Raw genomic sequence first — 12,404 nt, 5'->3', positions numbered from 1 at the left:
ACGTTAAGCTTCCCTTTAGGTCGATACGTTAGAAACCCCCACTTCAAGGAAGCCCTATGGCAGAGTAAGTGGCGGGAGTATTCATATCATTTCGTATAACTCTCCTCTTTATGACAGAAAATAGGTTCATGAACTAAAAGAGGAGTGGTATGAATGAAAAAAGGTATAATCATCATGGTATTCTTTTTCTCGCTTTTCCTTTCAGCCTGCGGTGGGAACAACCAAAATGAAGCGAAATCCCCACAGGAAGAGGCGAGTCCGAATCAACGATTAGAACAAAGAGAGTCAGAGCCGGGCCAGCCAAAAATTCAAGATGTGAACCCATCTGAAACGAAGCATGGAAAGACCCAAATTGAAACGATTGGATTCTTGGAGCCGATTGATGAAAAGAAGGCTGCTGAGGAGGTCAAAAATGTTGGGAAGCACCTGTCATACGTTGCATTTTTTAGTTACCGGGTCAAGGAAGATGGAAGCTTGCACCCTATTAAAGATGAAGCTGCTCTAGAACAGACACGGAAATCTGGTGCAACTCCGATGATGGTGCTTACCAATTTCACAGAAGGAAATTTCTCAGCAGACATTGCCCATAAGATTTTCACAGATAAAGCAACTTCAAAAAAGCTAATCCAAAGTGTTCTGGATACGATGAAATCAAAAGGGTATAAAGCATTGAACATAGATTTCGAACATATCCGTGCAGAGGATCGCGAGCTTTACAATGGTTTTTTGGAAACGATTTTACCTAAGGTTCGAGATGCAGGCTACACAGTCTCGACAGCTCTGGCACCAAAAACGAGCGACGAACAGTCTGGACCTTGGCACGGAGCTCATGATTATAAACGACACGGAGAACTAGCCGATTTTGTTGTTTTAATGACCTATGAATGGGGCTGGTCAGGAGGTCCACCTAGGGCTGTTTCACCGATTCCTGAAGTTCGAGAAGTGCTTGACTATGCGACATCCGTTATCCCTTCAGAAAAAATTGTGATGGGGGCACCTCTTTATGGCTATGATTGGACATTGCCCTATAAAAAAGGCGGAGAATTTGCTAAACGTGTATCACCGCAAGAAGCAGCTGATCTGGCTGTTAAGGAAAAGGTAGAAGTGGAATTTGATAATAAATCACAGGCACCACACTTTAATTATAAAGATGATAAAGGGAAAGAGCATGAGGTTTGGTTCGAAAATGAACAAAGTATGCAAGCGAAATTTAACCTTGCAAAGGATTATAAGCTAAGAGGCATCGCTTATTGGGTTCTTGGCCAGGAGTTTCCACAGAACTGGACTCTTTTGGAAGACCAATTTGAGATCAAAAAGGTGAAATAGTGTGTTAAATCATTGAATTTGTTTTCTGAAATCGATTATCGAATTGTATCCTATTCACACTATTAGGGTAAAGTTACACATCAACCTCAACAATGAACAAAGACCGACTAACAATTAACAAAGTCCGTCTTTGTTCCACGTTAAGAAAGTATAAAAATACTTTCTATAGTATAAGCGCAACTAAGGCGATCGCCTGCGCTAAAGCTTGGCGCTAGCCAAGTTTTCTTTAATTTCTATCTAAAGTTGTGTCTATTATACACAACAATTAAAAAATTTCCACCACAACTCATTATTAAATCCAAGTTGGCAAAAACAGTCCAACTACTGTAGCTAGCCCTCCTATGATGACTGAGCTCATTACATAGGTTAGTGCAATTCGGTACTTTTCCTCTTGTAAAAGTTGAATCGTTTCATAGCTGAATGTTGAAAAGGTTGTAAATGCACCGCAGAACCCAACACCACTAAAATACCAAGTCCCATCAGAAATTTCCCCTGAAAGAAAAAGGCTTGTGAGGACTCCAAGAATCAATGAACCAGCAATATTTACAATCCAGGTTCCATACGGGAAAGATCCTGATCCGTATTTTTTTATGAGAATACCGGTTGAATACCTGGCATAGGCACCAAATGCTCCTCCGAGACCGATTAATGTAATCATATTGTCTCACCCTCATCCGTTTTTCCGAATGTGGAAGCTAATTTATAACCGAAGAAAGTAAACAGCAACCCAACGAATACACTGACCAATATGTAAATAAGAGCGATTAGAAAATTCCCATCCTGGAAAAGTTTGATTGTTTCTACTGAAAAGGTCGAAAAAGTGGTAAAGGATCCGATAAATCCAGTTCCAATCAATAAAGTAACACCGGCCATTTTCCGTTTCCGAAGACGAACCATTGTTAAAAACCAACCGAGCACAAAGCAACCGGCTAAATTAACTGATAATGTTCCAATCGGAAATCCCTCTACAACGGAAATCCATTCTCCAATTGAAAAGCGACATATGGCTCCAACAAATCCACCCACCATTACTAATAAAACATTTAGCATATATCCACCTCAACTATTTACTAGCATTCACTATGCTAACTTTACCATAAAATTTTAAAATGATTCTTCCATTTATTATGGCCAGTGGATTTATCGCAGACACGACCTCGCTTCCGCTGATTGTAAGTAACCTTGTCAATATCGTTTCAGCAGATGTGTTTGATATCGGATTTATTGAGTATGCGTCGCGAATGATCGTTTCGAACTTCTTTTCCCGGCGTTCTTCCAACGTGTTCGTGACGAGATTAGTGATCGAATCAAGAAATTTGCTGATGAGGGAAGATAACTCTATTTTAAAAGATAAGAGCGATGAAAATGATTAATCGGATGCATGTTGCAGTCAACTCAGTGATTTAGAAAAATCTCTAAAAATTTATACGAGCTTTTTTGGTCAGGAACCGACGAAAGTAAAGGAAAATTATGCGAAGTTTGAATTAGAAGAACCAGCATTGCACTTTTCGTTAAACGTACGTCCATTTAACAAGGATGGGATTCTGAATCATTTAGGATTTCAAGTAAATAATACAGAAGAAGTACGAGCCCTAGACAGTTCAGATTGATATATCTTCATTTAAAAAGTAAACGCAACAAAATAGTTGAACATTGATGGTATAGTTACTACTATTATAGTCAGGGTCATTTTACAAAAATGGCCCTATTAAATGTGGAAGATACACAATTGAAAGGAAGAGTAGGATGCAAATTACGAATAAAGCGAAAGAAACCATTGAAGAGGTTATTGAGCATCATGGTGCAAAGGGTATTCGTCTTTATTTTGCTGGCATGGGCTGAGGCGGTCCCAAATTGGGATTGGCTCTGGATGAGCCTCAAGACAAAGACGTAGTAGAAAAGATCAACGGAATTCGAGTTTCAATAGATGAACGGGTTGTAGATTATACGAAAGACACGACGATCGATTATCAAACTACCTCACAGGGACAAGGATTGGTTTTTCTCGGTCAAAATGAATGCTGTTAAAATCATTAGAGACAGAATTCTACAAGTAATCAAGGCCTTAAATTGATGCAACAGTCGGATGAAGAGAAAAGGACTGAAAGGGTTACTCTCCTTTTTAGTCCTTTTTTGCACATTAAGAAAGTTTTCTGTTGGATAATGATTCATTTCTGCTGCCAATAAATTGAACTATATGTGAGAAAAGTCCCGTGTCAACAATCAGAATATTTAGTATAATTAATGAAAACGGTTGCATATATTTCGATTCTTATGCAACCTTTCTTTTTGCGAGTTGTGCAAACGTTTTCGCAATGTTTAAATAAGAGGAGGAGTAATAATTGTGAAGATTTTAAGATCAAAAGAGGTTGTAGGGTTGCTGACGTTTTTGTTGGTGTTTCAGATGATCGCTGGATTTCTACCGAATCATACCGACGTTAAGGCAGAGGAAAGAGTCGTTAGGGTCGTTGGGGGCTTTGGAGTAGATGGTGATCCAACCTTCTGGAACCCAGCGTCAGATGATTTTAAAATGACTGCGACAGACAACGGGATGTATTATTTGAAAAAGAATCTTTCTGCAGGTACATACGAATATAAAATCGCAATCAATGGAAGTTGGGATGAAAACTATGGAGCAAATGGGGAACAAGGGGGGCAAAACATCACGTTTACATTAGATGCTGAAACCGAAGTTCTTTTCGTTTACAATGACCATTCTCACATTGTTACTACAATGACAAAAAACAAGTTACCGCGTCTCGCAGGTTCTATTCAGCCGGTGATTGATGCTGGTGATGAATGGTCACCGGGAACCTCGACGGCCATTTTTACAGATGAAGATTATGATAATGTCTATGAATATACAGCTAACGTTCCGAAAGGTAATTATGAATTTAAGGTTGTGTTAGGGGGGACTTGGGGTGAGGAATACCCTTTGAATAACGTTCAGTTAAATGTCAAAAAGGATCAGGAAATAACGTTTTTTTACAATCATGAAACGAAGCAAGTGAGTACGGATTATAACGTATCGGGATCTGATGGACTGATCAATACAGAGAAACTCTATCATAATAGCTGGGAAGAGCTTTATCGTAAACCTTTTGGTGCGATTGAGGCAGGGGAAGAGGTCAAGATCCGCATGGAAGCGGCGAAGGGTGATTTGACGAACGCCAATTTAATTTTGAAAAACTACACGACTGGTAACTCAGAGCTTTTTAAAATGCATCAAGCAGGTTGGATAAAAGAGGAAGAAAAAGGAGAAATCGAATATTGGGAGGCATCGTTTATCCCTGAGGAAAAAGGTGTTTATGGTTATAAATTTATTGCATACGATGGGAAAACGGTAAAGGAATACGGTGAAGATACGTCTCAAGGAAAGACGGGTCGTGCAGGTAATACAGTTATCGATATGTTCCAGATGACTGTGTTTGACCCAGAATATAAGACACCAGATTGGATGAAAGAAGCAGTTGTCTATCAGATTTTCCCGGATCGTTTTCACAATGGAAATCCTGACAATGACGATGCAAAAGAACATGCTCGAGGGGACGAACCGATTGAGCATCAGGAGTGGGAAGAGCTACCTGACAATCCACGCCTTAAAGGTTCTGGAAACTATAATGGTGATGGGATTTGGAGTAATGACTTTTTCGGTGGAGATGTAAAAGGTGTTCATGAAAAGCTTGATTATATTCAATCTCTCGGTGTGAACACAATTTATTTGAATCCTATTGCTCATGCGGCATCGAACCATAAATACGACGCGACAAATTTCAAAAGCATTGATCCGATGTTCGGTTCTCCGAAGGAATTCAAAAAGTTTACGCACGAGTTGAAAAAGCGGGACATGCACCTTATTTTAGACGGCGTATTCAACCATGTCGGGGATGACTCGATTTATTTTGACCGTTATGGCAAGTACGAAACCGTTGGAGCTTATGAGTACTGGGCACGTATTTACGATCTGATGAATGAAAAAGGGCTTTCTGAAGAAGAGTCGAAAACACAAGCCGAAGAAGCGTTCATTGCTGAAGGCCAGGTGTTCAGTAACTATGGCTTTCACAACTGGTTTAACATTGAAAATAAGAAAGTGGATGTCGGTACAGAGACTGAACGCTATTCGTATCAGGCTTGGTGGGGATTTGATAGCTTGCCTGAAATCGCATCAATACCAGGTGAAGCTGTTCCCTACGATTCTGAATTGAACAATGAGCAGTTTGCCAATTACATTATGTACGATAAGGATTCAGTTGCAAAATCGTGGCTAAAGCGTGGCGGTTCCGGTTGGCGGTTAGACGTAGCCAATGAGGTAGATCCCGAATTTTGGAGAGAATTCCGTGATGAAATCAAAAACACGAAAACGAAAACAAAAGATGATCCATTGATTTTAGGTGAAATTTGGGATGATGCTTCAAAATACTTCCTTGGTGACCTTTACGATTCTGTTATGAATTATCGTTTCCGTGGAGCGGTCATTGATTTCTTGAAAAATGGCGATGCCGATGGTGCTGCGGATCAACTCACTGCGATCCAGGAAGATTATCCAAAGGAAGCGTTTTATAATTTAATGAATTTGATGGGCTCGCATGATACTGCTCGTGCCGTTTTTATTCTTGGAAACGGATCCGATAGTGCAGAGCGTGCAGAATTCGACGCCAACTACGATCACGAGCTTGGTGTGAAACGATTAAAGCTTGCAGCGATTTTCCAATTTGGTTATCCAGGAGCACCGACTGTTTATTATGGTGATGAAGCAGGTGTGACTGGCTCAAAGGATCCGGATGATCGAAGGACGTACCCATGGGGTGAGGAAAACGAACAGCTCGTCGACCATTATCGAAAGCTCGGTGAAGTTCGTGAACAGCACAAAGACCTTTTTGCGCACGGTGATTTGTTGAATTTGCATGCGAAAGATGATGTGTTTGTTTACGGTCGAAGTATAGATGATCAATATGGTTTAGTTGCAATCAACCGGGGTACAGTAGAAAAAACAGTCCAACTTGATGTGGCTGACTTTGTATTCAATGGGGTTACTTTTACCGATGAATTAGATAAAAGTTACAATGTTGAAATCAAGGATGGTGTTGTAACGCTGACCATTCCAGCAATGAGTGGTCGTATGCTTATGACAGATAAAGTGAAAGTTAAAGCGCCGTCTGAAGTTGAGGAAATAAATGTTGAAGAAGGCGTTGGGGAAGTCAAGCTTTCATGGTCTGGAGACGCAACAACTTACAATGTGTATGTGTCAACGATAGAAGGTGCCTTATTTAAAAAGGTGAAGACGACAAGTGATACATTCATCACAATCGACGGACTAGATAACGGTCGGGGTTACTATTTTGCGGTGACAGCTGTAGATGAGCTTGGGAATGAATCAACGAAATCTACGACTGAAACAGTGGTTCCACATATACCTATGGCAGAAGGTACCTATACGATTAAAAACGTAACTGAATTTGAGCCATCTGTCCTTGATCTATCAAAGCCTAAAATAGTGGAATCTGATATTTTAATAGGAGAGTATACAAGCGAAGATTTAGCAGAAGGACTGAAGGCGAAGCTTCAATATAGAGAAGAAGGTGAAGACGATTGGTCAATGGTTGACGCGGGTTATGTGCGCCAGGGAGACCAATCGAACGTATTCTCTGCAGAATTTTTACCATTAGAAACAGGGGACTATGAATACCGTTACGCGTTTTCTACGGATCTTGGACGAAATTGGGTATACTCTGATACGAAAACGGCTTCAATTACGGATGGTGAGGACGAAACGCCGCCTGTCGATGCTGTATTGTTAGAGCAACCCGTTCAGGAATCCGGCCAGGTGAATTTGGAGTGGAGCTTTGAAAACCCTGTCGATCCATATATGATTGCAATCGTTCGGGATGGGGAAGTGATTGAGAAGATCTGGGATCCTGAAACAGCAAGTTATCAGGATTTGAGTGTCGAGAATGGAACTTCCTATTCTTATCTTGTGAGGGTGTATGATCAGTTTGGAAACTCCGTGGATTCGAATGCGGTTACCATTATGCCAGACATTGTCATGGTAGAGGTGACGTTTAAGGTTCATGCTCCAGACTATACACAGCTCGATTCTAAAATTACGATGCCGAACAGTATGAATGGATGGAATACAGGTGCATGGGAAATGAGTCGGAACGGGGCGGTGACAACGGATTGGGAATACAAAGTTGAGATGCAGGTTGGCGAGGTCCTTACGTACAAGTATGTCCGGGACGGCTCGTGGGATCGGGAAGGATTAGCCGATCATACACCATATGACACAACTGATGATGACATTAGCTACTATGGCTATGGTGCTACAGGTACCGATTTAAAAGTGATTGTAGAAAATCAAGGAAATAATAAAATGGTTGTGCAGGATACAATTTTTCGCTGGATTAATCAGCCTGTCGTGATCACCTCTCATACAGACGGACAAACCGCCACAGGTGATACCGTAACATTAACAGGTAACGCGATAAAAGAAGGGGTACTGACAATCAATGGAGAACGAGTCCCGGTTAATGATGATATGACTTGGAGCCATGAAGTGAATCCATCTGTGGGTGAAAACAAGTTTGATATTCATATCGAACCGAGTGAAGAGAATAAATCTACCATTTTTAATAACGACAATGGGGCCATTGCCAAAAATACCAAGGACCTCACCTTCACACTGTTGAAAGAATAATGAAAGGGGTCAGGAACCATTTGGAAACAGTGGTAATACAACAGATTTCAGAGTACTTGACCCCGAAAAGTTTTCTTTACCGCACCTGGTCAAGGCGCTTCCGCTTTTCTTAATGCCTGACCCCTCTACTTTTGTTACAATGGATAGGAGTTTATTAATCTAGTAGCAGAGGAGAGCTATATGGAGAGTTGGATTACAGATTTTATTGAGCAATATGGTTATTTGGGTATTTTTATAATCATGGCAGTAGAAAACTTATTTCCTCCAATCCCATCCGAAATTGTGTTGCCCTTTAGCGGATTTATGACAACGGCAACAGGTTTAGGTTACTTCGGTGTTCTGTTAGCAGCAACAGGAGGTTCTCTGCTCGGGGCAATTTTGCTCTATGGAGTTGGTCTATTAATCGATGTTGAGAGACTAGAAAAAATAATTGATCGTTGGGGACATATTCTTCGTATAAAAAAGGCAGATATCCACCGTGCGGATCACTGGTTTGATAAATATGGGATTTGGACCATATTTTTTGGGCGGATGATTCCGTTAATTCGAAGTTTAATTTCGATTCCAGCTGGTATGACCAATATGGGGTTTGTACTCTTTTTGATTTTTACAACACTAGGAACACTGATTTGGAATGCCATTCTTATCGGAATTGGTGCCGCACTCGGTGAATCATGGACAGATATTACACATTATATGGATCTATACTCTAACGTAATTTATGCCATCCTAGTTGTCCTATTTGTTCTGGTGATTATCTGGTATGTTAAGAAAAGAAGAAGTGCCTAAAAGATTATAGAGTAAACCAAAAAAGCCTGAGTATAAAGGCTTTTTTGGTTTTGAAAGACAAAACCTGAATAGAGCTAAAATGTCTCCATTCAGGCTTATCACAATATTCTATGAACCAATTTGATTGAGCAGGTCGATTGTTTTTGAAAGTTCATTAGCAGTTTGTAGAATACCGTATTCCTCAAGTAGCTGTGGATTAACCTCACCATTCTCAATGTTTTGCAAATAAGTATCGATCCCTTGTTCTAGTTTCGCATTGTTATCGACAATTGTTTGATGTACATCTTCTGCAACTCCTGGTGGCTCTAATTCATTGAAATCCTGAATACTTGTTTTCATTTCTTTAAGCCGTTCTTCTAGTTGGACGCGTGCATCTTTATCGGAAACAGCTTGTTCCGCAAGAGAAGGAATTTCTTCAGCAAAGGTTGTTGCTTCATTTACATAATCGGTTGCGTCATTCACGTATTCGAGTGAATCATTTACTCCTTGTAATAAAGAACAGCCACTTAATACTGCTATTGAAACCAGCGCAACGGCTATTATCCACTTTTTCATTTATTTACCCCTTTCGTATTAGATAACTCAAAAGACTTCCCATTACATACGTTTTAAACTTGATTTGGTTTCTTTATTTTTGTTTCTTATTGCGTCGTTTTCTAAATTCCTCTTTAGCTCTCGGAATGATGTATTTCTTAGCAAAACTATAACCTTTTTTTAAGATTAAAGCTTTCACGATTTTTTTGATGGCCATTGATAAGTGCTCCTTTCTTTAAAACAATTAATTTAACAATGAATAGAGTATTAGAAATTACTTATAGTGTACCCAGCTCTTGATAAAAATAAAAAACGTCACCACCATTTACTAGGCGATAACGCTTGTAGTTCCTAAAACGAGATCACCAGAAATATAAGCTCTGGTAAAGGTTTCGCTAACAACATTGTTTGTATGCCCAAACCTGTTACTTTTTACAATACGTTTCAATGAGTTCATAAAGTTTAGCGAGTGGATTACCGATGTCGTTCCGTGCCATATTTACCTTGTATTGTTCTCGGTTCGCAAAGATGTCGTTAATTTTATTTTCTAACTTATTTTCTGTCAGATCGACCTCTTGAATCACTTCCGCAAACCCTTGCTTTTTAAAGGAACTTGCATTTTGGATTTGATCCCCTCGGCTTTGTTGAAGAGAGAGTGGGACTAAAATCATTGGGATATGAAGACTCAAAAATTCATATATCGAATTGGAGCCTGCGCGAGAAATGACCAGATCCGTCATAGCTAAGACGTCAGGTAGTTCTTCATTCACGTATTCATATTGTCGGTATCCTGGTATTGAGATTGACTCGTCAATTTTTCCTTTACCACAGAGATGTACGATTTGATAGTTTTGTGTGAGCGTCGGCAGGAGATTTCGAACGGTTTCATTTACCTGTTTTGCTCCCTGACTTCCCCCCATGATTAGAATTACGGGCTTTGTTTTAGTAAAACGACAAAAATCTAGTCCGGCTTGCTTTGAACCATTTTTCAATTCATTGCGTATGATTGCCCCCAGCATGATCCCTTTGTCCTCTGGTAGATGATTGAGTGTCTCGGGGAACGTCACACACACCTTTGAGGCAAATGGCATCGATATTTTGTTTGCAAGTCCAGGACTCATATCGGATTCATGTGAAATAATCGGAATCCGTTTCATTCGGGCTGAAAGAATGACTGGGACTGAAACGAAGCCACCTTTCGAAAAGACGATGTTCGGTTTGATCTTTCGTAATATCTTAGATGCTTGTGCAATTCCCTTCAATACTTTAAATGGGTCTTTGAAATTTTTTATATCAAAATAACGACGGAGCTTCCCAGTGGAGATAGGGAAGTAGGTAACATCAGGGATTTTCTCGATTAATTCACGCTCAATCCCTTCATGTGAGCCGATATAATAGATTTGCCATCCATTTTCTTTAAGAACAGGAATCAGTGCAAGGTTAACGGCGACATGTCCTGTTGTTCCACCGCCAGTCAATACGATTTTCCTCATGTGAACCTCCTATTAAAACATTACTGATACTGAATCATGGTGAATATTCTACACTACAACTATATATGTTGTGGGCGTAAAAATATATATTGAAAGTAGAAATTCTCTAGTATGCATTGAAATGTATACTTCAAGCTCTTTGTAAGACAATATAAAAGGTTGTTCGAAAAGTCCGGACGGCTAGTACCGGTGTTGTCATTGGACGTGATGCTTTTAACCGGTGTCCTCCATTTGAACACGCACTATAAGGTGAATAATGGTACATTTAGTAAATAAAAAAGAGGAAAATGAGTATGCATATTGCTTATACAATCTGGGCTTTACTTGCAGCATGGCGATGGGCTGATTGGAATAATTGGAGAGAATACCATACGACGATGCTTTATATGCCGTTGATGAATCTGCTATATTTGTTTTTCTGTAACGATTATTTGCTCTGGAAGATCAAACCCGAATTTGGTCTCACCTATACATTCATTGAGATTTTGTATACGTTTATTATTTTCCCAACAACGGTTCTTCTTTTCTTGTCCAATTATCCGGAAGGTCAAGTAAACAAACTATTTCACTATTTAAAGTGGATCTTCATCTACATATGTCTGGAGTGGATTGGGTCATCTTTTGATCGGATTGGTTATTCAAATGGATGGAATATAGGCTGGTCGTTCGGTTTCTTATTATTTATGTTCCCAATGATCCGACTTCACTATAAACGACCATTTCTGGCTTATGTAATATCGGTTGTAATCATCATTCTTTTATTAAGCTTATTTAACGTACCGCTTGACGGCAGGATAGGGGAACGGCTATGAAGGATATAGACGGGACAAAACTTGAAAACGTAACGGATATCCAAGGAAAATTGTTGGATCTCAAGGTTGATCATTGGTCAGAACATGGCTTATTTTCCGCAAACTGGTGGTTATTACTTGTTCTTTTAACACTTCCTTGGATCCTTTGGTGGTTTTTAGTAGACAGATCTCGGTTATTTAAAATTTTAACGTTGGGCTTGATGGTCAGTATTATTGCAAACCTCTTAGATACACTCGGGATCAGCTGGGGTCTTTGGGTTTATAAAATGGATATAGTACCGGGTTTTCCGCAGTTAATCCCTATTGATCATTCCGTGTTACCTGTTGGGTATATGCTCGTTTATCAATTTTTCCCTAAGTGGAAACATTTTCTCATAGTCTCTGTTATAGCATCACTTTTTGGCGCATTTATCGTAGAACAGACCTTCGTTCATATCGGTATTTATAAGATGATAGTCTGGAAACACATCTACTCAGTTCCGTTTTACATTCTGATTGCTATTGGCGTAAAAGTGTTTGTGGATCATGTCCTAGGAAAAATACGGGATAGAAAGCTTTAATTATCCATTTTAAGTAAAAACCCCTCCGATTTAATGGAGGTCACTGAAAAAGTTCCATAAATGATGAAAAGGTATAATTCCTTGTATGTATCGAGGGAATTATACCTTTTTTACTGTATAATTTAAGTATCAAATTTTAGTGGGTGGATACGATGATACGGAAACAACTATCTCTTCCATTAAGTTCTTATACGGA

General features: G+C 39.6%; 12 protein-coding genes and 1 pseudogene. 8 read left to right on the top strand and 5 right to left on the bottom strand.

All coding sequences use genetic code 11. The features are described 5' to 3' along the window. The first annotated feature begins 153 nt into the window (after positions 1–153). A complete protein-coding gene (locus tag NON16_RS10200) occupies positions 154–1,326 on the top strand; it encodes a glycosyl hydrolase family 18 protein (RefSeq protein ID WP_257348872.1) in 1,173 nt (390 codons plus the stop codon). A 292-nt stretch (positions 1,327–1,618) separates the two neighbouring features. Here the strand turns inward: NON16_RS10200 and crcB (NON16_RS10195) are convergent, their stop codons facing one another. Then, positions 1,619–1,984 carry a fluoride efflux transporter CrcB gene (gene crcB / locus NON16_RS10195; RefSeq protein WP_257348871.1) on the bottom strand — a complete coding sequence of 122 codons (366 nt, stop codon included), beginning with the start codon at positions 1,982–1,984 and terminating at the stop codon, positions 1,619–1,621. Next, on the bottom strand, positions 1,981–2,376 hold the full coding sequence (gene crcB / locus NON16_RS10190; protein WP_257348869.1) for a fluoride efflux transporter CrcB: 396 nt from the start codon (positions 2,374–2,376) through the stop codon (positions 1,981–1,983). Before crcB (NON16_RS10190) ends, crcB (NON16_RS10195) begins: the two co-directional genes overlap by 4 nt. A 56-nt stretch (positions 2,377–2,432) precedes the next feature. Between crcB (NON16_RS10190) and NON16_RS10185 the strand changes: the two are divergent. The 5 genes and pseudogenes from NON16_RS10185 to NON16_RS10170 form a co-directional block, all read left to right on the top strand. Continuing rightward, positions 2,433–2,598: pseudogene (locus NON16_RS10185) on the top strand (ArsB/NhaD family transporter); the annotation flags it as partial. Positions 2,599–2,747: 149 nt separating this feature from the next. After that, on the top strand, positions 2,748–2,936 hold the full coding sequence (locus tag NON16_RS25650; RefSeq protein WP_372508788.1) for a VOC family protein: 189 nt from the start codon (positions 2,748–2,750) through the stop codon (positions 2,934–2,936). A gap of 136 nt (positions 2,937–3,072) precedes the next feature. Continuing rightward, positions 3,073–3,354 (top strand): HesB/IscA family protein, encoded by a 282-nt coding sequence (locus NON16_RS25645; protein WP_372508782.1) that lies wholly within the window; start codon positions 3,073–3,075, stop codon positions 3,352–3,354. Positions 3,355–3,670: 316 nt separating this feature from the next. Continuing rightward, the gene (locus tag NON16_RS10175) at positions 3,671–8,020 is read left to right on the top strand and encodes an alpha-amylase family glycosyl hydrolase (RefSeq protein ID WP_257348867.1); all 4,350 of its coding nucleotides are present in this window, start codon (positions 3,671–3,673) and stop codon (positions 8,018–8,020) included. Between the two features lie 180 nt (positions 8,021–8,200). Beyond that, positions 8,201–8,809, top strand: coding sequence for a DedA family protein (locus NON16_RS10170; protein ID WP_257348866.1), 609 nt, complete (start codon positions 8,201–8,203; stop codon positions 8,807–8,809). Between the two features lie 108 nt (positions 8,810–8,917). Here NON16_RS10170 and NON16_RS10165 read toward each other — a convergent pair whose 3' ends face one another. The 3 genes from NON16_RS10165 to NON16_RS10155 form a co-directional block, all read right to left on the bottom strand. Further along, positions 8,918–9,364: a DUF6376 family protein gene (locus NON16_RS10165; protein ID WP_257348864.1), complete on the bottom strand. Its 447-nt coding sequence runs from the start codon at positions 9,362–9,364 to the stop codon at positions 8,918–8,920. A 73-nt stretch (positions 9,365–9,437) separates the two neighbouring features. After that, a complete protein-coding gene (locus NON16_RS10160) occupies positions 9,438–9,560 on the bottom strand; it encodes a hypothetical protein (RefSeq protein WP_257348863.1) in 123 nt (40 codons plus the stop codon). Between the two features lie 208 nt (positions 9,561–9,768). Then, on the bottom strand, positions 9,769–10,836 hold the full coding sequence (locus tag NON16_RS10155; protein WP_257348862.1) for an undecaprenyldiphospho-muramoylpentapeptide beta-N-acetylglucosaminyltransferase: 1,068 nt from the start codon (positions 10,834–10,836) through the stop codon (positions 9,769–9,771). Positions 10,837–11,129: 293 nt separating this feature from the next. Here NON16_RS10155 and NON16_RS10150 point away from each other — a divergent pair, with 293 nt between their 5' ends. Beyond that, positions 11,130–11,648, top strand: coding sequence for a CBO0543 family protein (locus NON16_RS10150; RefSeq protein ID WP_257348861.1), 519 nt, complete (start codon positions 11,130–11,132; stop codon positions 11,646–11,648). Next, positions 11,645–12,208: a CBO0543 family protein gene (locus NON16_RS10145; protein WP_257348859.1), complete on the top strand. Its 564-nt coding sequence runs from the start codon at positions 11,645–11,647 to the stop codon at positions 12,206–12,208. Before NON16_RS10150 ends, NON16_RS10145 begins: the two co-directional genes overlap by 4 nt. Positions 12,209–12,404: the final 196 nt, after the last annotated feature.

The organism is Pseudalkalibacillus decolorationis, assembly GCF_024609785.1.
In the GTDB taxonomy this organism is placed as follows: domain Bacteria; phylum Bacillota; class Bacilli; order Bacillales; family Fictibacillaceae; genus Pseudalkalibacillus; species Pseudalkalibacillus decolorationis.
This window is presented reverse-complemented; position numbering and strand designations above follow the sequence as displayed.

What these genes read in the sequence shown, in the direction of transcription:
- NON16_RS10200 (WP_257348872.1), top strand. Translation starts at nt 154, where the DNA reads ATGAAAAAAGGTATAATCATCATGGTATTCTTTTTCTCGCTTTTCCTT.
- crcB (WP_257348871.1), bottom strand. Translation starts at nt 1,984, where the DNA reads ATGATTACATTAATCGGTCTCGGAGGAGCATTTGGTGCCTATGCCAGG.
- crcB (WP_257348869.1), bottom strand. Translation starts at nt 2,376, where the DNA reads ATGCTAAATGTTTTATTAGTAATGGTGGGTGGATTTGTTGGAGCCATA.
- NON16_RS10170 (WP_257348866.1), top strand. Translation starts at nt 8,201, where the DNA reads ATGGAGAGTTGGATTACAGATTTTATTGAGCAATATGGTTATTTGGGT.
- NON16_RS10165 (WP_257348864.1), bottom strand. Translation starts at nt 9,364, where the DNA reads ATGAAAAAGTGGATAATAGCCGTTGCGCTGGTTTCAATAGCAGTATTA.
- NON16_RS10160 (WP_257348863.1), bottom strand. Translation starts at nt 9,560, where the DNA reads ATGGCCATCAAAAAAATCGTGAAAGCTTTAATCTTAAAAAAAGGTTAT.
- NON16_RS10155 (WP_257348862.1), bottom strand. Translation starts at nt 10,836, where the DNA reads ATGAGGAAAATCGTATTGACTGGCGGTGGAACAACAGGACATGTCGCC.
- NON16_RS10150 (WP_257348861.1), top strand. Translation starts at nt 11,130, where the DNA reads ATGCATATTGCTTATACAATCTGGGCTTTACTTGCAGCATGGCGATGG.
- NON16_RS10145 (WP_257348859.1), top strand. Translation starts at nt 11,645, where the DNA reads ATGAAGGATATAGACGGGACAAAACTTGAAAACGTAACGGATATCCAA.